Origin of the sequence: Paenibacillus sp. FSL H8-0282 (genome assembly GCF_037963825.1) — a bacterium.
Lineage (GTDB): Bacteria > Bacillota > Bacilli > Paenibacillales > Paenibacillaceae > Paenibacillus_AQ > Paenibacillus_AQ odorifer.
Window position 1 is genome coordinate 5,089,743 of record NZ_CP150146.1, and the last position, 25,013, is coordinate 5,114,755.

24 protein-coding genes are annotated in these 25,013 nt (G+C 48.6%); 3 read left to right on the forward strand and 21 right to left on the reverse strand.

Annotated features, from left to right (window positions below; translation table 11 throughout):
- Positions 1-193: 193 nt before the first annotated feature.
- Positions 194-1,030, forward strand: coding sequence for a DNA-binding protein (locus tag NST94_RS22030; RefSeq protein ID WP_339281289.1), 837 nt, complete (start codon positions 194-196; stop codon positions 1,028-1,030).
- Positions 1,031-1,810: 780 nt separating this feature from the next.
- Here NST94_RS22030 and NST94_RS22035 read toward each other — a convergent pair.
- The 3 genes from NST94_RS22035 to uxuA all read right to left on the reverse strand — a co-directional run bounded on the left by NST94_RS22035 (position 1,811) and on the right by uxuA (position 5,061).
- The gene (locus tag NST94_RS22035) at positions 1,811-2,149 is read right to left on the reverse strand and encodes a hypothetical protein (RefSeq protein WP_339281290.1); all 339 of its coding nucleotides are present in this window, start codon (positions 2,147-2,149) and stop codon (positions 1,811-1,813) included.
- Positions 2,150-2,373: 224 nt separating this feature from the next.
- Positions 2,374-3,984, reverse strand: a complete 1,611-nt coding sequence (locus NST94_RS22040; protein WP_280753427.1) for a mannitol dehydrogenase family protein — start codon at positions 3,982-3,984, stop codon at positions 2,374-2,376.
- The gene (gene uxuA / locus NST94_RS22045) at positions 3,985-5,061 is read right to left on the reverse strand and encodes a mannonate dehydratase (RefSeq protein WP_076128893.1); all 1,077 of its coding nucleotides are present in this window, start codon (positions 5,059-5,061) and stop codon (positions 3,985-3,987) included.
- 219 nt (positions 5,062-5,280) lie between these two features.
- On the opposite strand from uxuA, the gene NST94_RS22050 reads away from it, so the two are divergent.
- Positions 5,281-5,934, forward strand: coding sequence for a GntR family transcriptional regulator (locus tag NST94_RS22050; RefSeq protein ID WP_076128891.1), 654 nt, complete (start codon positions 5,281-5,283; stop codon positions 5,932-5,934).
- Between the two features lie 158 nt (positions 5,935-6,092).
- Here the strand turns inward: NST94_RS22050 and ascB are convergent, their stop codons facing one another.
- The 13 genes from ascB to NST94_RS22115 all read right to left on the reverse strand — a co-directional run bounded on the left by ascB (position 6,093) and on the right by NST94_RS22115 (position 22,583).
- Positions 6,093-7,553, reverse strand: coding sequence for a 6-phospho-beta-glucosidase (gene ascB, locus NST94_RS22055; RefSeq protein ID WP_076191832.1), 1,461 nt, complete (start codon positions 7,551-7,553; stop codon positions 6,093-6,095).
- An 18-nt stretch (positions 7,554-7,571) separates the two neighbouring features.
- Positions 7,572-8,870: a PTS transporter subunit EIIC gene (locus tag NST94_RS22060; RefSeq protein WP_076302552.1), complete on the reverse strand. Its 1,299-nt coding sequence runs from the start codon at positions 8,868-8,870 to the stop codon at positions 7,572-7,574.
- 3 nt (positions 8,871-8,873) lie between these two features.
- Positions 8,874-9,179 (reverse strand): PTS sugar transporter subunit IIB, encoded by a 306-nt coding sequence (locus tag NST94_RS22065; RefSeq protein WP_036683292.1) that lies wholly within the window; start codon positions 9,177-9,179, stop codon positions 8,874-8,876.
- A 1-nt stretch (position 9,180) separates the two neighbouring features.
- Entirely contained in the window at positions 9,181-9,519 is a 339-nt protein-coding gene (locus tag NST94_RS22070; protein ID WP_038572728.1) for a PTS lactose/cellobiose transporter subunit IIA, read from the reverse strand.
- A 29-nt stretch (positions 9,520-9,548) separates the two neighbouring features.
- On the reverse strand, positions 9,549-11,471 hold the full coding sequence (locus NST94_RS22075) for a BglG family transcription antiterminator (protein ID WP_076128885.1): 1,923 nt from the start codon (positions 11,469-11,471) through the stop codon (positions 9,549-9,551).
- Between the two features lie 352 nt (positions 11,472-11,823).
- The gene (locus tag NST94_RS22080; protein ID WP_254857128.1) at positions 11,824-12,282 is read right to left on the reverse strand and encodes a hypothetical protein; all 459 of its coding nucleotides are present in this window, start codon (positions 12,280-12,282) and stop codon (positions 11,824-11,826) included.
- An 88-nt stretch (positions 12,283-12,370) separates the two neighbouring features.
- Positions 12,371-14,329: a carbohydrate-binding protein gene (locus NST94_RS22085; protein ID WP_339281291.1), complete on the reverse strand. Its 1,959-nt coding sequence runs from the start codon at positions 14,327-14,329 to the stop codon at positions 12,371-12,373.
- Positions 14,330-14,659: 330 nt separating this feature from the next.
- Positions 14,660-15,670, reverse strand: a complete 1,011-nt coding sequence (locus NST94_RS22090) for a glycoside hydrolase family 130 protein (protein WP_036683303.1) — start codon at positions 15,668-15,670, stop codon at positions 14,660-14,662.
- A gap of 56 nt (positions 15,671-15,726) precedes the next feature.
- Entirely contained in the window at positions 15,727-16,563 is an 837-nt protein-coding gene (locus tag NST94_RS22095) for a carbohydrate ABC transporter permease (protein ID WP_036683306.1), read from the reverse strand.
- A gap of 14 nt (positions 16,564-16,577) precedes the next feature.
- Positions 16,578-17,480 carry a sugar ABC transporter permease gene (locus NST94_RS22100; RefSeq protein ID WP_036683309.1) on the reverse strand — a complete coding sequence of 301 codons (903 nt, stop codon included), beginning with the start codon at positions 17,478-17,480 and terminating at the stop codon, positions 16,578-16,580.
- Positions 17,481-17,584: 104 nt separating this feature from the next.
- Positions 17,585-18,967, reverse strand: coding sequence for an extracellular solute-binding protein (locus tag NST94_RS22105; RefSeq protein ID WP_036683312.1), 1,383 nt, complete (start codon positions 18,965-18,967; stop codon positions 17,585-17,587).
- 172 nt (positions 18,968-19,139) lie between these two features.
- Entirely contained in the window at positions 19,140-20,771 is a 1,632-nt protein-coding gene (locus NST94_RS22110) for a response regulator (protein WP_339244442.1), read from the reverse strand.
- Positions 20,772-20,774: 3 nt separating this feature from the next.
- On the reverse strand, positions 20,775-22,583 hold the full coding sequence (locus NST94_RS22115) for a sensor histidine kinase (RefSeq protein WP_036683317.1): 1,809 nt from the start codon (positions 22,581-22,583) through the stop codon (positions 20,775-20,777).
- A gap of 200 nt (positions 22,584-22,783) precedes the next feature.
- Here NST94_RS22115 and NST94_RS22120 point away from each other — a divergent pair, with 200 nt between their 5' ends.
- Positions 22,784-23,071 (forward strand): hypothetical protein, encoded by a 288-nt coding sequence (locus NST94_RS22120; RefSeq protein ID WP_076187406.1) that lies wholly within the window; start codon positions 22,784-22,786, stop codon positions 23,069-23,071.
- 141 nt (positions 23,072-23,212) lie between these two features.
- Here the strand turns inward: NST94_RS22120 and NST94_RS22125 are convergent, their stop codons facing one another.
- The 5 genes from NST94_RS22125 to NST94_RS22145 all read right to left on the reverse strand — a co-directional run bounded on the left by NST94_RS22125 (position 23,213) and on the right by NST94_RS22145 (position 25,003).
- Positions 23,213-23,503, reverse strand: coding sequence for a helix-turn-helix transcriptional regulator (locus tag NST94_RS22125; RefSeq protein WP_076317110.1), 291 nt, complete (start codon positions 23,501-23,503; stop codon positions 23,213-23,215).
- Positions 23,504-23,707: 204 nt separating this feature from the next.
- Positions 23,708-23,968, reverse strand: a complete 261-nt coding sequence (locus NST94_RS22130; protein ID WP_256717515.1) for a hypothetical protein — start codon at positions 23,966-23,968, stop codon at positions 23,708-23,710.
- Entirely contained in the window at positions 23,962-24,384 is a 423-nt protein-coding gene (locus tag NST94_RS22135; protein WP_076187410.1) for a hypothetical protein, read from the reverse strand. Before NST94_RS22135 ends, NST94_RS22130 begins: the two co-directional genes overlap by 7 nt.
- A 62-nt stretch (positions 24,385-24,446) precedes the next feature.
- The gene (locus NST94_RS22140) at positions 24,447-24,743 is read right to left on the reverse strand and encodes a hypothetical protein (RefSeq protein ID WP_339281293.1); all 297 of its coding nucleotides are present in this window, start codon (positions 24,741-24,743) and stop codon (positions 24,447-24,449) included.
- Positions 24,744-24,802: 59 nt separating this feature from the next.
- Positions 24,803-25,003: a hypothetical protein gene (locus NST94_RS22145; protein ID WP_339281294.1), complete on the reverse strand. Its 201-nt coding sequence runs from the start codon at positions 25,001-25,003 to the stop codon at positions 24,803-24,805.
- Positions 25,004-25,013 lie beyond the last annotated feature (10 nt).

Below are 25,013 nucleotides of genomic sequence, written 5' to 3' on the forward strand. Positions count from 1 at the left end.
CCAACACTAGAAACTTAAGGAAGATAATGTGAGCTGGATGTATTTTGAAAATTATTAATAAAGACCCTTTTGACCTTATGTAACGTGATGGAAATCACATGATTTAATGTAAAATAAATGAATAATTTAGAAATGAAATACAATTATCTTAATCGATGCATGATATGCTCTAGAAAGGGAGATAGGATTGAAGTTGGATTTGGAAGAGTTGAATGTGGATTCCTTGATTCAGATGCTTAAGGCATCATTTTCATTTGAGAATTGGGATGCCATGATTGAAATTGCAGACAAGCTACATGAACAAATTTCCATCATATATGAAAACAATAGTAACCTCATAAGAGGTCCTAAACTGAAGCGGAGTATCCCCTATTATTTTGGATATAGCTCATGCGCAAAAGGTATAGCACTACAAAAGTCCGGTAAGTTTGACGAGGCAAAACTATGTATTCAGAAGTATGCTGACCTTGGCTGGATAGTAGGTTTAGATGAAGAGGGTATTTATGAAGTCGAATATTACCGCAATATAGCAAAAGCCAATTCATACGTTATCGATCTGCTGGAAGGCAAAATGGGAGTGCTACATAAATACGTTGAGTATATTAGAAAAAGTGATGATGAAGAATTATTGCCGGGACTCATTACCATCTTAGAATCTTCGATAATACATGATTATTCCGTTGATTGGATTCTGAAGGAATTCAAAATCAATGTTGATGACATAGGAGAACATGAGACTATTGTGAATATCAAATACCATGAGGATTACATTTATTTGCTGGCGATGTATTACTATAAACAAGAGAATATGTACGATACAATCAACACTATTCTAGAAATCTTGTTATTGAGCATCAAGCTAGACGATGATACAGGCTTCAAAAAATCAGCAGCGCTCTTTGAACTCCTTAGAGACCACGCCGATCAATCACAACTCAAAGTGCATCACAATATCATGAAAACAATAATCGAAAAAGAGTTTACCAGGTCCTTCAGCTCGCGAATCGAGTTCAGCAAAATACACAGTTAAGCATCACGGAGATCGTTGATTGGATTATAAAGTTGGTTATAAAAAAGGAGTGGTTCTCCGGTTAATGGGGGGAATCACTCATTTAGGGTGTATTGGTCCCGGTCCATACGGTGCATTCTGCGGGATTTATACCGTTTATTTCACCGTATATGCTCGATCTGATGACATTCGCTCGATCCGCCATATTCTAGGACATTTATGCCTCTCTTTCCCCCACATTCACTCCATCCGCAACATTCTAAGGCATTTATGCCTCTCTTTCCCCCGCATTCACTCCATCCGCCACATTCTAAAGCATTTATGCTTCTCTTTTCTCCGCATTCACTCGATCCGCCACATTATAGGGCATTTATGCCTCTCTTTTTGCCACTTCCGCTCGATACGCAACATTATAGGGCATTTATGCCTCTCTTTTCCCCACATTCGCTCGATCCGCCACATTCTAGGGCGTTTATGCCTCTCTTTTCGCTGCTTCCACTCCATCCTCCACTTTCTAGGGTATTTATGCCTCTTTTTCCCCCGCATTCACTCCATCCGCCACATTCTAGGGCATTTTTGCCTCTCTTTTCCCCACATTCGCTCGATTCGCCACATTCTAGGGCATTTTTGCCTCTCTTTTCCCTGCATTCGCTCGATCCGCCACATTCTAAGGCATTTATGCCTCTCTTTTCACCACATTCGCCCGATCCGCCACATGCTAGGGCATTTATGCCTCTCTTTTCGCTGCTTCCACTCCATCCTCCACTTTCTAGGGTATTTATGCCTCTCTTTTCGCCACCTTCACTCGATCCGGTACATTCTGCGGGATTTATACTGTAGATTTCTCCGTATTCGCTCGATCAGCTGCATTCTGCGGGATTTATACCGTTCTTTTCGCCACATTCGCTCGATCAGCTGCATTCTGCGGGATTTATACCGTAGATTTCTCCGTATTCGCCCGATCAGCTGTATTCTGCGGGATTTATACCGTTCATTTCGCCACATCCGCTCGATCAGCTGCATTCTGCGGGATTTATACCGTTCTTTTCGCCACATTCGCTCGATCAGCTGCATTCTGCGGGATTTATACCGTTCATTTCGCCACTTCCACTCCAGCCGGCCTTTCTGCCCGCCCCACAATATGGTGTTGAACCCCCTCAAAATTCGTCGCCCAGTTGACGAACACCGGTTATTCGTCATGTGTTTAGTTTAACTTTCGTCCTTCTCATTTTACATAAGATTCTTTTCACACTTTGTTTGGATTTTTTAAAATCATACAAAAAAAAGCCCCGATTGATTGCCTCGGGACTTTTTTCGCTTTATTTTCTCCTATATTAATTCAAATCTACTTAACTGCCTAGCTTTCACTTTAAATAGTTCTCTAATGTTCTCCGTACCGCTCCTGGACCTGCCATCATTTCCTGGAACATAATCTCAATCTTATCACCTAGACCAATCTCGTACAACGGAACCCCAAAAAGTCGCTCATCTTCAAGAATGGGGCGCACACTTGCAGTTTGGTCTCCAAGCGAAACTCCCTGCAGGTAACCTTGCAGTGTTTCTAGTAACGGATCTGAACTCAATGTGAAGACCTCTCCAGCATCATTCACTCCAAGTAAGTAACGACACCACACAGCGATAGCCAGTGGAATCGCCGTTAGCTGCGCTGGATCGAGCTCCTCCCGTCGAATATAGGATTTAATAGTTTCACCGAACCGTATACCCACCTTCTGCGAAGTATCTGTAGCAATCCGCTGCGGAGTATCGGGGATAAATGGATTGGCAAAACGCTCCGTAAGGACTTCGTCCAGGAACTGCTTTGGACTGAGAATCCCCGGGTCCACTACGACGGGCAGGCCTTCTTTGTAACCGATTATCTCCACAAACCTCCGCAAAGTATCGTCCTTCATCTCATCCGCGATCAAGGTGTAGCCAAGCAGACAACCGGAAACAGCAAGCGCCGTATGCAGCGGATTAAGGCAGGTCGTTACTTTCATCGTCTCCACCTTGTTGACTGTCTCCCGGTCCGTAAAAATAATTCCGGCTTCCTCTAGTGGTGGACGTCCGTTCGTAAAGTTATCCTCCACTACAAGATATTCGCTGATCTCAGCATTTACGAAAGGAGCGGTATATGTGTTTTTGGAGGTAATGATCACATCCATATCACCAATTCCCTGTTCCAGAAGCGCTGCCTGTACACTCTCCGAAGGACGTGGTGTGATTTTATCGATCATGGACAATGGAAAGGTTATTACTCGTTCATCTTCCAGATAACGCACGAAGTCTTCTATAACAAGTCCTCTTTGGGCCCATTCCTTAGCGATGGACACAACACCATTCTTCAGCTTGTCGCCATTGTGTGAGCAGTTGTCCATGCTGACAAAGGTCATCGGATATTGGCCTTTCAGATATCTTCGATAAGCAAGCGAAGCTACAATGCTCATGACATGAACAGGATGCTCCGGTCCGCTCACAATATCCTTTTCCACAATGCCAAGATATTTATCGTGCGGATCCGTCAACGAGTATCCCTTCTCCGTGATGGTGAAGCTGGCCATTTGCAGGCTGGGATTCTCGAACACCTCGATCAATCGACGGTACTCCGCTTCGCGGTTTTTGTCCGCTGCGATTCCCTCCACAATACTACTGACTACTCTTTTTTGGAAATCACCACGAGCATTCATCAGTACTAAAAGGGTCAGATTGTCGTAGGGCTTGTAGACTTTATCAATCATTTCGAAATCAAAGGTTTCCACCGCAATAATACCTGTATCCGACTTCCTGCTATCCAGCAGCTTCTGATGAGCATTTGCCACGAATCCCCTGAAAATATTACCTGCACCGAAATGAATCCATTCCGGTTTAAGCTGTGTATTGTTTGCTACCTGCTCATAGTCGAACTGTGGAAGCTCCACACCAGCAGCTTTCCAAGCTGCTTTTTCCCCTTGGATACTGCCTCTGGTCAGATGCAGCATTTATTTTGCCTCCTTGACATTATCCAAGCTATCCCAAACACCAAGCAAATACATGATGCCCATAGCTCTATCATACAAGCCATAACCCGGTCGGCAGTTCTTCTCTTCCCCCCACAGATGCCGCCCGTGATCCGGACGTACATAACCAATGTATCCGTTCTCATGATAGGCTTTGACCACCTCGGCCACATCAACACTTCCGTCACGCCCACGGTGCGACACCTCAATGAAATCACCGTTCTCAAATACCTTCACATTGCGGATATGGGCAAAATGAATACGATCATGGAACTCGCGGATCATCGCTGGCAGATCGTTATCCGGATTCGTGCCGAGTGACCCTGTGCAGAACGTCAAACCGTTGTACGGGCTGTCCACCAAATCCAGAAAGCGGCGGATCATATCCCGATTGCGGATAATACGCGGCAGTCCAAAGATCGGCCAAGCCGGATCATCGGGATGGATAGCCATCTTGATGTCCACTTCCTCGCATACTGGAATAATGCGTTCCAGGAAATACTGGAGGTTGTCGAACAGTTTATCTTCCGTCACATCCGCATAAGCCGCAAACAGCTCATCCAGCTTTGCCAGCCGCTCCGGCTCCCAGCCCGGCATCGTGAACTTTCCAGCTCCTTTCAGAATCCGGTCCACCATCTCACGCGGATTATCGGTAATGGCAGCCTTTTCATAAAAGAGAGCATTCGAGCCATCGGGCAACTCTTTATACAGCTCTGTGCGGGTCCAATCGAAAACAGGCATAAAATTATAGCAGATCACCTTAACGCCAACCTTGGCGAGTTTACGAATGGTGTCGATATAAATATCGATATATTTATCACGGGTCGGCAAGCCGATTTTGATATCATCATGAACGTTGACGCTTTCTACTACAGCCGTGCTGAAACCCTTGCTGGTGATTTGATCCGCCACTTCTTGGATCCGTTCCATTTCCCACACTTCTCCGGCTACTTTCTCATGCAAAGACCAGACAATCCCCATAACACCCGGAATCTGCCGAATATGATCCAGCGTAATATTGTCATTGCCCTCGCCATACCATCTCCACGTCATGTTCATTGATAAACCCTCCTGTGAATTCGTTTTCAACTATCTTGTATACAAGATTTACTTGATCATAGAATAAGAACAATTCTTTGTCAATCACAATTTGATCAGGAATTTTATCCTGAAATCAAGGAATATCCACCCTATTTTCATCCCAATGATTTTAATGAACTAACTTATCATGTATACTAGTACTGTATCTGTCATTAACAATTGAAAGCAGGAACAGAAATGTCAATTAAAGCTGAAATTCTAAACACACTGAAGCAAGAAATCCTCACGCTGGCGTTAAAGCCAGGCACCATTCTGAGTGAAACAGCCTTGTCTGAGCGGTTTCAGATTTCACGTACGCCGTTGCGTGATGTTCTCAAACAGCTTGCACTGGAATCTTATACCGATATCTATCCGAAAAAAGGTAATATTGTCTCCTTTATTGATCTTGAATCTGTTGAACAAATCACATACTTGCGTTGCACACTGGAAAAGGAGATCCTCAAGGATCTTTCTGCACAGCTTTTACTACCAGGAGTGCACGAGCTTAAAGAAATTCTTAAGAAACAGAAAGAGGTCATCGGGCAGGAGAATGCTGTAGATTCTTTCCTTAATTTAGACGACGAGTTTCACCGGGCCTTGTACAGGCTTGCTGGACGTGAGTATCTGTGGACTCTGATCCAGCAGTCGAATGTACATTATCTCAGGTACCGCAGACTGCACATGCTTAAGACCGACAAGCTGGAAGAAATCTGGAACGAACACCAATCCATTCTTGAGCTTATGGTGCAAAAAGAAACCGCCAAAATCGGCCCGCTAATCCACCACCATCTCCGGGAAGATATTCATTCACTGGATTTTCAGGAGAATTTCTCGGAATATTTAAAGAAATAGTCAGCTAAAAGGCAGCTTGCCCATAAGTTAAGTGCCTTCCCGGATAAAACTTCGTTATAAGAAGAAGCACACACGATCTCTATTCCCTATTAAAAAAACAAAAAAACCTTGATTTCTCAAGGTTTTCGTAAAAAATGAACAAGGATTATAACGCCGCACTAATAGCTTAAATTTGCTCCGTTAGAGGTTATGACCTTTTTGTACCAGTAAAAGCTGTCCTTACGCAGACGCAGCAGCGTTCCATTGCCTGCATCATCCTGATCAACATAAATGAAGCCGTACCGCTTGCGCATCTCCGAGGTGGAAGCCGAGATCAGATCAATACAGCCCCAGCTGGTGTAGCCCATCAGCTCCACGCCATCGGCAATGGCTTCCGCCATCTGCTCAATATGCTGGGCCAGATACTCTATCCGGTATGGATCACGGATAGTGCCATCCAGTTCGAGCACATCTGCAGCACCCAGACCATTCTCTACTACGAACAAAGGAAGCTGGTAGCGGTCATGCATCTCCTTGAGCACAAACCGCAGCCCCTTTGGATCGATCTGCCAGCCCCAATCGGAAGTTTTCAGGAAGGGATTCTTCAGCCCTGAGGACAGGTTACCTTCCGTCGTAGCCGTGATACTCTCATCTACACTGACTACTGAGGACATGTAGTAACTAAAGGAAAGAAAATCTACAAGATTGTCCCGCAGCAAAGCTTCGTCTCCCGGCAACATGGTTATTGTCACTCCATGCTGCTCCAAATGCCGGCGGATATAAGAAGGATAATAGCCTCTAACCTGAACATCGGAGCAGAACATTGCCATTTGGTTCTCCGCTTGCGCTTTCAGTACATCACCGGGATGACAGGAATATGGGTAAAGCAGCTTGCGGGCCAGCATGCAGCCGATCTGGAACTGCGGATTGATCTCCCGGCCCCGCTTAATCGCAAGCGCACTGGCTACGAACTGGTGATGCAAAGCCTGAAAAGCAACCTGCTTCTCATTTGACTTGCCATCCAGAATAATCCCTGCGCCCAGAAACGGCGCTTTGAGCGTACAGTTGATTTCGTTGAAAGTCAGCCAATACTTCACCTTATCCCGGTAACGGGTGAACACAGTCTCCGCATAACGGACGAACAGTTCAACCAGTTCTCTGGATTCCCAGCCGTTGTATTTGGTGACTAGGTGCACCGGCATTTCATAATGGGAAATGGTGACCAGCGGCTCGATATTATATTTGCGCAACTCATCAAAAACATCGTCGTAGAATCGCAGTCCTGCCTCGTTAGGTACCTGCTCATCGCCATTCGGATAAATACGTGGCCAGGAGATGGACATACGGAATACCTTAAAACCCATCTCAGCGAACAAGGCGATATCTTCTTTGTAGCGGTGGTAGAAATCAATCCCTCTGCGTTTTGGGTAATTCCCCTGATTATCATCCTGTATGGCCTCTTCTAGCTGTGGACCGGACATGGACAATAGCTGTTCCAGGCTCTGCCGTTCCTTAGGAGGACAATATTTGACTACATCAGCAGTGGACAAACCCTTCCCGCCCTCATTATACGCGCCTTCGACCTGATTGGCGGCTACCGCACCGCCCCACAGGAAGTTTTCCGGAAATGGATAAGTCATCGGTTGAGCCTCCTTTTATTAATTGGCGGCAGCGGTTGCTACCGCTTTAGCTTCAGCCTGCTGTTCTTGCTCCAGCGCTTCGGCATCGGCTTTTTTAAAGAATGGATAGTAGATCATGAAGCTTGCACCAATCATAACCAGCTGGAACGCACTTACGCGCCAGCCCCCGTTCATCCAGCCATTAACCAGCACCGGAATGCCCAGCGGCACCTGAATCCCGTGCAGCACAGGAAGGATACCCAGAGTCGTCAGAAGAATCGCCAGACCACTACTCACCAGCGGAGTCAGGATAAACGGAATCATAAACCGAACATTCAGCACCAATGGCATCCCGAAAATCACCGGCTCATTGACACCGATCAGACTTGGAATAATTGCCAGTTTACCAAGTGTCTTATAACGTGTAGATTTGGCGAACAACATCGCAATAATGAGACCTAACGTTGCCCCCGCACCACCGATCAGTACATAAACCGGGAAGAACGGTGAACCAATGATATGCGTACCTTCCACACCTCTTTGGTAAGCGTCCAGATTCTCAAGTCCCAAAGCCACCCAAATCGGGCCGACAACGGAATAGACTACCAAGGTGCCGTGAACTCCAAAGAACCACAGCAGGTGAATTACGAAGATGCAGATCAGCATCGCCCACCAGGTACCCCCCAGACTAGTCAGTGGCAGTTGGATGATCGAGAAGACAAACTCGTGCATATTGCCATATTTCGTTGCGGCGAAAATCGCCGTCAGCACCAGCATCAGAACCGCTACGATAAAACCAGGCGTAAGCGCGGCAAAAGATTTCTCAACCGTGGGCGGAACACCCTTCGGCATTTTGATATAGAATTTCTTTTCCAATACAAAGGTATAGATCTTACCTACCAGCAGTGCCAGGATGATTGCCACGAACAATCCCTTGGCGCCTAACCAGGAGTAACCAAATGCTTTGGTCACGCCATCATCCAGCAGTCCTTTTGGTGTAACTAGCAAGAAACTCATCAGCGCCAAAATCCCTGCCGAAAAACCTTGCTGCTTATGTTGGGTAGCGAAATTGTAAGCGATGGAGAACACCGCGTAGAGTGCGATCAAATCGGTGGTTACAGTTGCCGGAATCGAAGTATAAGTTTTGAGTCCAGTGCTTTCCAGGAAATTCTGATAAGGATCAAGCTTGAGTGCATTAATCAGGGAAAAAATAGCGCCCAGAATCAAAATTGGCATCAAGGCCATCAGACCGTTGGAAATAGCGCTGATATAGGTGTTTTTTTGGATTTTCGTGCTGACTTTCTGGATCTTGGCTCTCCATTCTGCGCCGCCTGCCATGACTTAAGCCCCCTTCTCCATCAGTTCAAGTGCTGTAGCCAGCACCTTGTCCCCATCCATCATGCCATAGTCCATCATATCGATCGTAGTTACTGGAATGTTCGGATATTCTGCGGCCAGATCGCCTTCGGCATGTCCCATTTGTGGTCCAAGCATAATGATGTCAAAAGGCTTTTGATCGGCGATGTCACTCTCCGCCACCGCATCAATAACCACTTCAACCCCTTGTGTCCGTGCCGATTCTTTCATCCGTTCCACCAGCATACTTGTCGAGAATCCGCCTGCACAGGCGAGTAATATTTTTTTCATCTTAGTTCACCGATCCTTTCAATTCTAGTTCGAGCGCTTTGCGTTCTTTGATTTCTTCGATCAGTTCCACAGCCAGTTCTCTAACCGTCAGGGCATTCATCAAATGATCCTGCGCGTGAATCATCAGCAGCGTAATTTCTGTCTTTTCGCCCCGGCCTTCAGCCTGGATCAGCCCCGTTTGTACTTTATGTGCTTTGGTCAAGCTGGTCTTGGCGTTCTTAATCATCTCGCCCGCTTCTTCCAGGTTTCCGGCGCGCGCGGTTCTTACCGCTTTTAAGCTAAGGCTTCTTGCCTCTCCGCTGCTGGCAATAATCTGCATAATCGTTTGTTCATAATCCATGGGTTCTCCACTCCGTATCGTCATTTTATTTATAGTAGGTTCTCTATCTCATTCATAAATTGCTCATAACTATTCGTGTTTAGCAGCCGATTGCGACTGTCTTCCTTCTCCATTAGAACCAGTAGCAGCTTGCTGATCTCTTTGTGCAGGAACAACTGCCCCGGACCCAGATTGATCAGAAAAATCAACTGGACCGGCTTCCCCTCATAGATCAGCGGTTTCTTCAACACGGTTACACTGATACAGTCGCGGATCGCGCTCATCCGCATCGGATGCGGGCCGGCCACCCCATTTTTGTAAATGGTGGTGAATTTCTGCTCTCTGAGCAGCACTTGTTCGGGAAAATCGTCAGCTGCATAATGATTGCCCACGATCTCCCGGCAGCGCTGCTTTAACAGCTCCATGTAATCTTCGTCCGAACCAGACAGATGAAACAGCTCCCTGCGGAACAAATCCTTGAAATCCATCAGCTTGTAGGACGGTTCTGTGCGATTAATCTGCAAAGACAATATTTCTTTGATCCGCTGAATCTCTTGATCATCCAGCAGCTGTTTGATATGGATCACCGGTTTTTCCTTAATCTCTGTTGCCAGCGGTACAGTAGAGAGAATCAGATCCACAGGCTTGCTGCTGATCTCCTCCACCTCCGTGATGGAGGCTGTGATCACCGACGCTTTGGGGAATACCGCTTCCAGCTTCAGCCGGATTAACTGGGCACTGCCCCCTCCTGTCGAGCAGATCACGGCAATCCGCTTGAACTTCTCCAGATTGCGCTGCTGCATCCGTTCCAGATGGGTGGCAAAATGCAACGCGACATACCCTGCCTCATCCCGCGACATCCGAAACCCGTACTGCTCCTCTACAATCTCAGCGAAGCGGAAGGAAATGACGAACACATTGGCATACTGGCTGTAAACATCCTCCACCAATGGGTTGCCGAGCTGAAGATTGTAATACAACCGGTTCAGCAGCGGGAACATATGCAATAGCAGTGCTTCGCGCAGCTCTTGATCTTGAGTGAATCCAGTAAGGAACTCGCGGTCCAAGCGCTCCAGAATAGCCGTGATTCCCTCCCGCAGATGCGATTTGGTCTCTTCCGACATCCGCTCCATAATGGTCTTGCCAGAAATGTGCAGCGCCAAATAATCAATCTCATCCGCCGGAAGCTTAATCTGGTATTGAGAGGAGATGAAATCTGCAATACTCCCGGCAATATCCTGATACAGCGGCTCAGGTGTTCCCTGCAAGGCTTGTCCAGCCACAATGAAATTGTGCTTGGAAACTCTGTAAAGAAGAATGAACAGATGGGTCAAGATATTATCCAGAAACACATCCGAGATCTTCAGTTCTTTTTCCTTGAGGATTTGCAGTAGAAATCCCTTAAGCTGCTCAGCATCGAAGTCCTGACTAAAAGCATGAAAATCCTCCGTATGCTGCAGCGTATGACCCGATTGCAAGATAAAGTAAGAAAAGGCTTTACGGAAGTCTTGCTCTTCCCCCTCGATTTTCATGCCATAATGAGCCCGGCGTTTCAAGCTAAGCCGGAAAGCGGCAAGTCGCTGCTCTACTTCCTTCAGATCGGAAATAATAGTAGAACGGCTAACGCCGATTTCTTCCGCCATGTTATCCATAGACTGATAGTTATCGTTCTGCAAGAGATAGAATAGTAAATACTGCTGGCGTGATTGCTTATTATCGAGATCCACCTGATCCAGCTGCAGCATTCCTTTTTCCTGGTAGCTACTGAATTTGGCTTCATCGCCAATCTCCAGTAGATAACCCTGGCCGCGGATCATACGGATACCGAAACCATTCGCCTCTCCTGTTTTGTCGAGTGCACGGATCACGTCACGGAGAGTCCGTTCGGACAACCCCACTTCGGCAATCAGCTCACTCATGCGCACAGGACTCTTGCGGGTATATAAAATATTAACAATCGTATATTCTCTCACCTTAAATTCCCTCATTTGTGATACTAGTATCGGATGAAGCACTCAGCTGGTTATGAATACATCATACGTGGAAGCGTTATCTTCTGAACAGTTTGTATTCTGCTGTTTGGAACGGCAGAAACTGACGGATAGGTAAATAACGGATTAAATTCTTAGCATACATTATTTGTGGCCACAAATCAGGAGGAAATATACAACAAAGAGGAGAGTGTGATGTGAGGGTAATAGGATCAATATGTAGGTTGGAACCAGAAGTATCTTTTACTAATCAAAAATCCCAAGGTCAGTATGACCTTGGGATTTTGATTATCTTCTGCGGGAAATCCCGCATGGCTTTGCAATATGTTATCCACTACATGCCCACAGCTGAGGAAACTGCGGCAAAGATTGCCGCCACCAGCCAAAGAATCGGAAACAGCTTGAGTATTACCTTTAACCATTGTCCAAAATTGATCCGGGCGATGGCCAAACCTGCCAGCAGCACACCGCCTGTTGGCGAAATGAGATTCGTTAATCCATTTCCAAATTGGTATGCGGTTACTACCGCTTCGCGGTTAACAACCACAAGATCGCCTAATGGTGCAAGCACAGACATCGTCAAGGCCGCCTCTCCTGATGAAGAATGAACCAAGAACGTAATAATATTATGCACGACCAGCATGATGGTGGTGAACAAGTAATTCGGCAAACCCTTAAGCATAGTAGCCAGGCCATTCAAAATGGTATCGATAATCATCCCGTTCTCTGCAACGACGAGGATCCCCCGGGCCAAACCGATGATCACAGCAGCGTAGTGTGAGTTATATTTCATCTTGGCATTAAAAAGGCCTCAATTCGGCGATTCTGCCACAACAATAGCTAGATCCATCTTATTGCAATTAAATCAAACCGTTTCCATTCTATTTGAACTGGAACCAGGTTAAATTTGCAACTGTGGTTGAATCTAACTTAACAAAAGTTACATATACGGTATGGGTCCCTACAGCGGTCCCGGCATTAAGCGGGATATTCTTGACTGACCATGTCTGCCATCCGCCTGTGCTTTCTGCTGTCCAATAACCCAGCATAGTGCCCGTAGGACTGTCCAAGTGGAATTCTATTCTTCCGCTGGAATTAGCGGATGCAACCTTCAAATCAATACTTGTTTTAGCTGTACTACCAAAATCTACATTTTTAAATGCTATATAGTCGCCATTACTCCCTCCACCAACATCCAGCCCACCATCAGTGCTTGCCTCATAGGAAATAACACCTGAACTAAGGTTATAGCCTTCCGCTTCAAATTTCAATGTGTTGAATTTTGGAGCTGCAGCATAGCTGTTAGTATCTGTTATTTTCAATTCTGCCAATGTAGTTGCCGCAACTCCACCGACGCGAACATTGTTTAATGTAACTCCGGAGACAGTAGATGTGTCACTCCAACCCTTCATTATTGAAACTTCACCTAAAGCGCGTAAATTTATATTATTATAGACCACATTTTTTATCGGACCGGTTTTCGCAGAAAGATCAAACCATCTGGAGTGAACACCGGATCTTGGCCAGAAGCCTTCTACATCTATATTGTCAAATATGATGTTTTGTGCTGCTGGAGTTCCATAAAGATGACCTACTGCTAAAGCACGCCAGCACCGGTATACATAAGAGTTTTTAACAACTATGCCATCCTGAAGCTGTTTCACTCCATCTCCAACCTTAAATGCTCCACATCTGCTCCAAGCCAAAGCATCATCCACAACTACATTTGACTGGCTTTCAGGACTTCCAGGCCAGTTTGCAGCTATATCCGTAGTTTCTACATCCCATGTCTTAAATGAGTATGTGTCATCCTCCGATACTGCTACAGTGTGCTTTATGAGTACATTCTGGCTCTCTTGAATGTCGATTGCATCATTTTCATAATCAAGTTCATTGTTGTTGAAGTGCTTTGTATTCTGGAATGTTACGTTATTAGATCTTGTAACTATTGTAGCCCAGCCACCGCTGTCTCTTATTGTTATGCCGTCAACCGTGAAGTTGCTGCACTGCAAGGGTACAAGAATATTGTTCAAATAATTGTTTGTATTTCTCATATAATGGCCATTGCCGTCAATAGTCCCCCTGCCGTATATCTTAATATTGTTTGCATTTGTTTCAGTATAAATAAACCATGTTCCATCCTTACCCAGAGAATTCTTATGAAAATGGGTAGTGTAATCGCTTGGATTTCCTGAACCCCTTATAACAGAACCACCCTCCAGATAAACCGAAACATTGCTTTTTAAAACAAGGTTTCCGCACTTATAAACACCGGCTGGAACGTATACTATACCGCCACCTGCTGCGTTAGCCGCATTTATGGCGTTTTGTATTGCAGTTGTAGCCATATCGGCACCGGTACTGTCGGCACCGTACCCGGTTTTAACATTGTATATACCTGTACCGGATGAAGCCGGAACATTGGTTTCAAGAGCATCTGCCGCAATAACCAGATCTTTCAGGTTATTGATTTTAACTATAAGATATGTTGGTGATGAAAGTGTAAATGTAAGTGTATTTCCGCTCTTTGTTGCAGTGATTCCCAAAGCTTTGGGAGAAATATTATAGGTATTGATTGTCTCGCTTGCTGTTATTGTGATTGTAGTAGTACCTGAAAAAGAGAAATTACAATAATTATAGTTTACAAATACCGCCGAAGTGTCGATTACCGGTATATTTGTAGAGTCTGCTGTTACCGTGTATTGACTGGTCGTGGTATAGATCGACGGTAATGGATAGCTTACAATTGTGCCCGCCGCTCTTGCTGTCAAAGGAACGACAGCTAAAAGACTGGCGAGCATACAAACAATTAAACTTAATAGTTTTAACCTTTTTAGCATAAATAAACACCTCTTTCATATCTTCAGAAAATACTCTGTCATCAGTGAATAATGATTTCACCAGTGATGCTCTATTACTCTTTTCATAAAGTCGACATATTCCTGTTCAGCTTCGGAAGTGGCAGAGTAATACTAACCTTTTCTGCATCAGCAAAGTTTCCTTTTAAAATACGGCCCCGGTTTTGTTCACCTTGTGCAGGATTTCTGCGTTGGTCGCTACTACTGAGCTGTATTGTTGCATTTTATGCACAATCTCCGCGCAAGCCGCTCCAATCATGGCACATGGCCCTACTGTTACTCCGCATTTCCGCCCTCAGCCTGCTTCCAATCTTATCTATGCTCCGGCTCCAGACAGAGCCGGAGCAGATCGTCCACATGGGCCGTTGCCAGACATTCCACCGTATCCGCAGAGCCGTAATAGATCTTGACCTCGCCGTCTTCCTCCAGAATCATCCCTCCCGGAAAAATCACATGATTGCGGAATCCCCCGCCAATCTCATAGTCTGTCTCCGGTACCAGCAGGGGCTGCCTGCTCATGCCGATCACCTTGCGGGGGTCCTCCAGATCCAGCAGCATAATTCCGGCGGTATAGCGCTTCTTCCAGGTGTCCTCCCAACCTTGCTTGCCTCTGGCCGGGTCCACATCCACCGCATGGAAGGTGGTCAGCCAGCCCTTATCCGTCCGGACCGGAGGTGCGGCCGGGCCAACCTTGTCATTGGCAAACGGCACCTGCTCGACGGCGAGCAGTAGGCTGGAGTTGCCCCAATGCTTCAGGTCCGGCGACTCGGAGATCCAGGCATCGAAGCGGTCCCGGCCGCCGCGGCTGTATACCGTGAAGGGACGCTCCAGCCGGACATACTTGCCGCCGATCAACTCGGGAAACAGTACCATATTGCGCAGGTCCGGTGTAGACAGGCTGAGCACCTCGAAGTGTTCCAGATCATCGGTAACGGCAATTCCGCCGCGGATGCCATGGTGCGTATCCACGGCAAAACACATATAACAACGGCCGCCGATCACGGTCAGGCGCGGGTCGTAGGCGCGGATAATTTCCTCGTCATGAATTTTGAACACTGGCTTCGGGCCGGCGGTCCAGCTCAGCCCGTCGTCACTGTAAGCAATGCCGAGATCCGTGGTGTGGTGCGGCTCAAGCGTCTGATCTACCAGTGAGCCGTAATCATTACGGAAGATCATCACATACTTGCCGTTAAATTTCGTTACACCGGCATTGAATACCAGTGCGGTGGGGTAAGGAACCTTCGTTGCATCCAGCACAGGATTGCCCGGATACCGCCGGATGAACGGGGCAGATTGCAGAATTGCCGGAGCGTGTTGAGTCATGGGATGTACCTCCTTGAATTTTAAATATGGAATATGGGTTGCGCAGGGCCGGACCGCTACCCTTTGAGGGAACCGGCTGTCATCTGCATGAAGGATTTGTTGGCGAACAGATAGGCTACGAGAATCGGCAGAATGGACAAGCAGGCGCCTGCCATCATATAGTGGGTCTGGGAAGCGGCCGAAATCCCGTATTTCAGGTTCGCCAGCCCGACAGTCAGCGTCTGCAGCTCCGGCTTCGTCATCGTGAACACGAGTGGCAGCAGATATTCATTCCACGCGCCGCGGAAGGTGAACAGCGCACCTACGCCGAGTCCAGGTCCGAGCAGCGGCAGAATAATCCGCCAGAAGGTGCGGCCGGGGGAGCTGCCGTCCATCAGCGCCGCCTCATCCAGCTCACGGGGAATCCCCTTCATGAAGCTGGACAGAATGAAGAAGATCGAAGCATGGGCGGAGATCAGAATCAATATGACCCCCCACAGGCTGCTGTGCAGATGAAGCTTGACCATCAGATCAAACTGCGGACGCAGCACGACCGCCCCTACTGCCACGAACATAGTAAAGGATTGCAGGCCGATATACAGTTTCTTGCCTGCAAAATCCATCCGGTCCACCACATAAGCCGCCATGGATGATACCAGCAGCGTGCCAACCACCGCCGCCAGAGAGACAATCAGGCTGTTCAGCGTATATCTGGAGAAATTCGCCTGCGCCCAGGCTTCGGCATAGTTCGAGAAGTGCCAGCTATCCGGCAGGAAGGTGGCTCCCGCAGTCAGTTCGGCATTTGTCTTGAAGGAGCCGAGAATGGTGATAACAACCGGAATCAGGGTGATAAAAGCAAATGCCAGCAAAAAAATCCACAGGATGATATTGCCCAGTATGGTTCTTATTCTCATAATAGCCTCTCTCCTCAATCGGTCTGATTCATACGTCTGGATGCGTAGAAATAAATGAGCGATATGATCCCGACGATGACCGCAGACACGAAGGCGACCGCACTGCCGTATCCGAACTCTTGGACCTGGACCGCCGCGCTGCCTCCGCCGACAGGGAAAAATAATTTGTACAAATACAGGAACATCACCTCTGTCTTGCCTACAGGACCGCCTTCGGTCAGCACCATAATGCTCTCGTATCCCTTCAAAGCTGTAATGATCGCCAGCATAATGACCATCTGCATGACAGGCCCGAGCATCGGCAGGGTGACATAGCGGAACTGCTGGAGTCTGCCTGCTCCGTCCAGGGAAGAGGCTTCATAAACATCCTCCGGGATATTCTGCAGACCGGCGAGGAAGAGCAGCATGTAATTGCCGACCGCCCCCCAAGCCGCAACCAAAATGACGGTGAGCATGGCATATTTCGGCCCCAGCCAGTCCACACCGGAATCGGAAAGGCCCGAACGGATCAGGAACTGGTTGAGAATCCCGTTATACGAGTTAAAGATCGTGAAGAAGACTACGGCCATTACGGCGGTACTGATGACGGTCGGCATGAAGAAAATCCCCCGCAGCAGCTGTCTGCCCCGCAGCCCCCGATTCAATATGGAGGCCAGCAGCAGAGCCAGCGGAATAGTGATCAGCAGCTTGCCGCCTGCATAGACAAACGTGTTCACCACCGAATCCCAGAACTGGGTATCCTTCAGGATGCGGCTGAAATTGGCCAGCCCGGTAAACCGGGCCGTTCCGAACCCTTTGTAATCATAGAACATATAGCGGAACGCCCAGGCAATCGGATAAATCCCGAGGACCAACGTGAGCAAGGCACTTGGAAAGATAAAGCTGTATGAAAATAAGGCTTGTTTTGTTTTGTTCATCTGGTTTCTTCCGGCTCCTCTCCCTTGCGGCCAGAGCAGAGGGATGGGAAAGCTGCTTCCTCATCCCTCTGCTTTGGCCTATATCTCTATTCCTGACCTTCCATCTACTTGGCGAACTTGCCGCCCAATGCGGCGGGGTCAAAGCCGGCATCCGGCTCGGCCTTCACGCCATCATTCGCAATCACGCTGTCCAGTGCAGTGTTATAGCGTTTGTTCAGATCGGCGATAATTGCCTTCAGATCGCCGCCGTTCAGCATATACTTGAAGAAGGCGTCATCCGATTTCATCCCTTCCGGTGCTACAGACGGATAGACCGGCCACACTCCATCGTGCTTGTTCGGCAGGAAGCCTTCAATGCCGTTCACATCCGGTGTCTTGGCTACTGCGCTGACGGATGGAACCATGGAGATGCCAAAGCCTTTTTCCTGATAATCCGTCAGCACCTGATCGCCGTACATGAACTCCATGAACTTCCAGGCTGCTCCTTTGTGCTCCGACTTCGAGCTCAGCGCCAGCCACTGGCCCCCGAGGAAGCCCGAAGCCCCCTTCACGGTGCCGTCGATGGTCGGAACCGGAGCGGCTGCCCAGTCAATCTTGGCCGGGAACTGATTCTTGTAGACGCCCGGCTCCGAGGAGTAGGACATATACATTCCGATTTTGCCCTCTGCAAACTGCGCCCGCAGCGGATCAATATCCAGCGATTCCACACCCGGCAGCATGCTGCCGTTGTCCCGGATCTGCTTAAAGGCATTGATGATCGACTCGAAGCCGCTGAAATCGTAGCGGGCCGTCTTGAAATCATACCCGAAACCGCCGTAGCCGCTCATCTCCGCAATCACCCGCGCCGAACGCGCAAACGCGCTTCCGGGGCTTTTGAAGTTCTGGGCGAAGCCGTAAGCGCCGTCCGCTTTACCGGCTTCCGTCAATTTTTTGGCGGTATCCACCAGCTCCTGCAGGGTAGCTGGCGGATGCTCAACGCCTGCTTTGGCGAACAGATCCTTGTTGTATACTAGACGCATGGTTGTTCCATAATTCGGCAGACTGTAACGCTTGCCGTCAAATTCATTCAGATCCGGCATGACCGGGAATTTCGTCTTCAGCTCATCGGTGAGGAACTCGTCAATGGGAGCGAGAAAGCCTTTTTTGTAGAAGGTCTGGATGGTATTCTCCTTCACCCGGATTACATCCGGCGCATCGGAGGTCTGGAAGGACAGATCGAGTGCGGTATCGAAGTCGTCGCCCTTGACGACCAGCTCCACCTCAATCCCGTCAGTATTGGTTGCGTTAAACTCGGCTACCTTGTCCTTCACGAAATCCGCATCATGACGGTCGCCGGTCCAGTAGCTGATTTTGGTCTTGTCCCCCGAGCCGCCTGTCTTCCCGTCTCCCTTACCTTCTGCAGCATTGCCACCGTTACCGTTGCCGCAGGCTGTCAGGCCAAGTGCCAGGACCAGGCTCAGAGATGTTATTAGCATACGCTTCATCATTGGTAGTTCCCCCTTATATATCCCTGTTGTATTCGCTTACAACCTGATTATAGACGGATTGGCGCATCCGGATAAGGCGGGTAAGCCCACTTTAAGGGCAGATTTCTGCAGGAGCTTTATACAGTGAAGGGAGGCCACCTCCGCCCTGCGGACATGCCTCCCCTGCGCATTTTTATTCTTTTCCAAGATAATGCAGTTTGAACTCGGACGGGGTCATTCCGGTATATTTCTTGAACACCTCGCTGAAATAGCGCCTGTGCTCATACCCGAGATCCTGGGCGATCTCCTGAACCTGCCGGCCCCTGATCAGCATCGCCTTAGCCTTCTCCATCTTCTCGTGCATCACATACTGCTGAAACGAAATCCCCTGCACCTTCTTGAACAGGTTGGAGAAATACCCCTGGCTGAGGTTAATCTGCTTCGCCACCTGCTCCAGCGACAGCCCCGTATCCAGATGGCTATCGATATAAGCGGCGGCCTGGCGGATAATCCGCGTGGACTCCAGGGAACGGGCCTCCGTAACCAGCGCACAGGCCTCCCGGCACAGCCCGGACAGCAGGTCCCGGATATCCTGCAGGGAAGGATGCACCCGGTTCTTCAAGACGGCAATCCTGTGCTCCAGCGGCTCCACCTGCCCGTAGGGGAACTGCTCCAGCAGGACCCGGCAGATCCTGTAGCCCAGCTCATAGCCGACGCTTTCCACATAACGCGGCTCAGGCAAATGCCCGCTGTCCAGCAGCTCCGCGAATAGTTGATCGAGCATCTGCAGGCTTTTGGCAGAATTGCCGGAACGCAGGGCGAACAGTAACTCCTGCTCAACGGCGGCGGAGTAGCTGTGAAGTGCGAGCGGTTTATTCTCAATATTGCTGTAAATGTAGACCCCGTTTCCTCCGGTGTAGAAATGATAACCCAGCGCGCTAATCGCCTGCCTGTACGCTACACCCAGCTCCTGGATCGCCGCTACGCCCAGCCCCACGCCAATGGAAAGCGTATGCCTGGAGAATCGGCTTACATTCGTGCAGCAGGTCTCCGTAACCAGCGCCGCCGTATCCGGGTCCGAGCCGTTCATGATGCAGACGTACCGGTCTGTCGCCTCCCGGATAATGACGCCGCGGGTCCAGGCGGAAATCGTCTCTTCGAGAATATTATGCAGGCTGAACCGCAGCAGCTCGACCTCCTGCACAGGCTGGCCGCTCAGCTTCTCCGTGAAATGATCGATTTCGGCGACAAATACGAAGAAATCATGCTGGTCCAGAGGGATATCGAGATAGGCCCAACGAGAACGTGCATCCCATTCTGTCGTCTGGTGGTGCAGCAGGAAGATGAGATATTCCTGGCGGAGAATAGGTAGACTTTCTCTAATTTTGGCCTCCATCACAGCAAGTCTGGTGGTCTCCTGACGCTCCTCCCGGCACAACTCCCTGGCCTTCAGCACAGCCTGCACAATCTCGTTCAGGGAAAAGGGCTTCTTGACGAAATCAAGCGCCCCTAGTCGGATGGCTTCCTGGGCATAAGAGAACTCCGAGTAGGCGCTGAGGATAATAATCTTGCAGTCCGGCAGTTCCTCCAGAATCGCCCGGGTCATCTGCAGGCCGTCCATTCTTGGCATCCGGATATCAGTCAGCACAATGTCCGGCCGGGTCTCGCGGATAATCTGCAGCCCCGCTTCACCGTCCAGCGCTGTACCGACTACCTCAATACCGTGCTCCTGCCATGGCGGCTTGCTCGAGACCATCTCCACCACACTTTTAATATCGTCGATTACACATAATTTGAACCTTTCCAGCTCCAGCTTCCGGTCCATCCTTCATCTCTCCTCTTCTGAGGGAATCCACAGATCCGTCCGTGATCCCTTACTTGGTTCGCCGCCCACATCCATACGGGCTTCGTCCCCGTAATACAGCGCCAGCCGGTGCCTGATGTTGAACAGGGCATAACCTTTCCTCGACTGCGGAGCACTGAGCATCCCCTGCTTGACCCGTACAGCATCAAGTCCCCGTCCATTGTCGGTAATGCAAATATGCAGCAGCCCCTGCTCCCGGCTGACCGTGATGTCTATCCTGCCTCCTAAAGTCCGGTCGCTGAATCCATGCTGGATGCTGTTCTCCACCACCGGCTGCAGGATAATCTTGGGCATCAGACAGGTAAGCAGTGCCTCATCCTCTACCGTCACCGTGTATTCGAACAGACCTTCATAGCATTTCTGCTGAATAGCGAAATACTGCCGCACGTGGGACAGCTCATCCGCAAGGGTAATCAGATCCTTGCCGCCACTGAGCCCGATCTGGAACATCTGCGACAACGACAGGATCATCTCATTTACATCGTCATTCTCCCCCATGACCGATTTGCAATAGATGGTATTGAGTGTATTGTACAGAAAGTGCGGCTCCATCTGGGCCGTAAGCGCGCGGATCTCTGCATGCCGCTTGTCCTCCTCCTTGGTCTTCACATCCGCGATCAGCGTCTTAATCTCTGACATCATCCGGTTGAACTGAAAGCCGACCTGGGCAACCTCGTCCTCATAACGGCTCTCATACACCACGCTGAGCTGGTTCTCTTCGACTCTGCGCATCAGCCGCCGCAGCTTGAACAGGGGCTTCAGCAGCACAGATGTCAGCTGGTTGGAGATCAGCCAGGTGGCCAGCAGGAAAACAACGATGACATAGAGGGTAATGCGCTGCACCCGCTGCAGCTTGCCCAGCAGCTGGTCCCGCGACTGCATGCCGGAGATGATCCAGTCGGGTGATACCGCTGAGCTTGTATAATTAACCAGATACTTCTTGCCGCCATAGCTGTAGTAGTGGTCCTGCGGATCGGCCGCTTTCCCGGCTTCGGCAAGCACCGGCTTCCAGGGGAACCTGCCCCGGAACGGCCAGCGGGACTCCACCACCGCCTCTCCTTCCCCGCTCACCAGATAATAATTTCTCCCTGCTTGTTCTCCGCCTGTATTCAGCAGCTCATCTATCCGGCTCTCCCTGATATTGACCACAATAAATACATTGCTGATCGGCGTGTAAGGGTATTCATAAATCCCCCGGACTACGAAGGAGACCACCCGCTGGCTGCCCGTGAACAACCGGTCATAATGTCCTTTGGCCCAGTAGCCGCCCGGCCGCTCCTTGCTCAGATCATATAATTCCGAGCCGTAGAACGAGTTGTCCTGCGCCCGGATCTGCGTAGTGGAATAGAAATCGCCAATCGGGGTAACGATCAGCACGTTTTCGATGATCGGCTGATTGAACGTTACCTGGGAGAGCACATATTGCAGATCCGACAGATGGACATAGTAATTCGACACATCATGGCTGAACACATCGAGCATCATCTTGCGGTACGCATCGCTCAGCATCAGGGACTGCACAGACAGCGCCACATCATTCAGGCGGGAATCCAGCAGCTGTGCCGTCTTGCTTACGGTCTCCCGGCTGCCGGCGTAGGCATTATCCTCGATCTCCTGCGCGGCAATCCAATACGAGAAGCTGCCCATTGCACCGATGGACAGCGTAATCAGCACGATGAACGAGAACAGAATCCTCTGTTTGATGGATATCCGGTAATACCTGCCGGCGATCTGCTGCCGGATCTTACGGCCATAGGCTGTGAATGTATTCATAGTTCCCCCTTCTTGAGCATGTATCTCCCTATGTTTGTATGTTCTTGTCACTTGTACCATATGGCTGCTCCAGTCCGGTGTCAAGACAGGGCATGATTATTTAGCGGATTCCGTCCCTTATTATCAATAGGCAGGGGGCCCTCCGCATAACATGGTGCGGATTCACTAATCATGGCTCAAGTTGACGGGAAGCTGCGCGATTGAGTAATTATGCTTGTGACGGTCAGTCCATTCCGTTTGATGCCTTTCTGCGGCAAATGTTGAACAATCCAACAGTAGCAGAGCTCACTGATTTTGTTGCCTCATACGTAAAAAATAATACAATTAGCCAAACTGACGGTTTCAAGGGCGATTCTATGAAGCATGAAACAGAGATGGGGGGGACGTTGAGCGAAGTCCTGCCCCAACTGAATACTGGCGGCAACGCAGTGTTCACTTATTATGGCGGCGGGCAATCTGGTCTGCTTCATGTGGTATTCCATGTATAGGTCTGGTAACAATATACTGCTTCCATTTGCTGCTTCGACATCTGGATGTGAAGATGTAAAACTACGTCAAAATTTCAATTTTACGTTTTTATTTCCGCTTGATCATCTTTACAGTAAATCACGCTTAATTTTTGCGATCTGTCACAGTTCTAGCTGTTCTCTAGGGTTAAGCCCCTTAACAGTCTGCAATAACTCCACTACTGTACCACTTAATTCACCAATAGTTGAATGCTCCTTCCCGGTTAAAAGCCATTCATAAGAACAACCGAACTCAGAGCAAATTGAGAAAACCGTCTCTATTGCCGGCTTACCTTTTCCAGATTCCAAATCACTAAGGCTGCCTTGAGAAACACCGATTTTATTAGCTAAATCCGTTTGATTAAGATTATGTATTTTTCGTAGTTGTTTAATATTTGCCCCAATAGTGTTCATTTAACCGCCTCCACACTACGATTTGTGCCAACAATTGATCCACGAGCTTTTGAACCTAAAATCAGTTTTAGCCATTTAGAGTATCTTTAATAATACTCAAGGAAAACCATTAAAAAAGCCCTGATAAATCAAGGGTTTCTTGACCATCAGGACTAAGATACTTGTGCCAAAAATCGTTACAAACGCAACAAGATAAATTACAACTCACACGTAGATAAATTCTCCGCAACCTTTAACAAAATTCTCGGCAATTTCCTTTTGACTCATCCGGGTGACAATCCCTGAAAAAATACCAAGTGCAAAAAAAAGCGCTCCGATCTCAGTCATATACCAGCCTTTGCTCAGTATTCCCCAGACAATAAGCCCCAAGGTAAAGATGAAGCCGCCAATAATTAATTTATCCCGATTCGAGAAACTTACTTCTATCCCATCGTTCTCCTTGATGAAGTGTTGGCGGTTTAGAATATCATTTTGGAATACCGCTGAAAATCACCATGGCTATCGGAATCACTTTTGAGTCTTCCGGCTAAAGCCATCAGTGCCCGGTCAATCGCCCCCGTCTGCAGAATAATTCCAAAAGCTCCCCCTACAATCAGGACGAAGGCGACGACATCAGCAGCATTGATGATTCCCTCCAACGGCGCACTGGCAATTTGAGCGAATCCTTGTCGCAAATCCCCTTGCTCACTGATTTTAGGAACGGTATGATAGGTTCCCGGGATGATGGCTGTTCTGGAGGAACCATCCACCAGCACTTCCTGGCGGTCAAATTGGCCGCTCGGGACAATCCAGGTTAATCCGGCAATAGCCACGATAATCAGAAAAATCAATGTATAACTATGAGGAAGGGACCATTTTATTTTAAGTTTAACCGTTTCCATTTGTACCTATCGTAATCGGAACATTGGCCTCAAGCATGGACTTGTAATTATAAAACCGGCTTTCATTTTCTTTTCCGGCCACAGCAGCCATATAAGCATCCAAGCGCGAAATGGACCTGCAACGGCAGCTCTCCCGCTGCTTTCAGCTCTTCAAGGACCGGCAGCAAACCGCTATGCCTGTCAAAGCCTATATCTTTTATCGAAGTTACACCCCGCTTAGCAAGCATTCGGGCAAAGTCCAAAAACTCTTGTCTGACTAATTCCTGATCCTGCATCATGTCATGAAGGAGACGGGCGCGTGATTCCGCGCTGCATTGGTTAGGGAGAAACTGATACTTATCCTGGGCAAGCTTGTTCATCCAACAATAGCTTTTCGTCAAATTAATGGCGATTACAGCCCTGTCAGTAAAAGCTTCGTCTAATAAGCTTTGCCCCGGAAGCTCGCCCCAACACTCTTCACTCCACCCGTAAGCGTATACATTTTGCTATAAGGTTTTTTTTCCTCTTGTTTTAGCAACTCTAAAGCCTCTTGGATTGTAGCGACATTCGTCAGATCCACTCCACGGTGCATGGACATGTAACCGGTAAAAAATACATGGTTATCATGTACACCAGGCATAATGAACGCA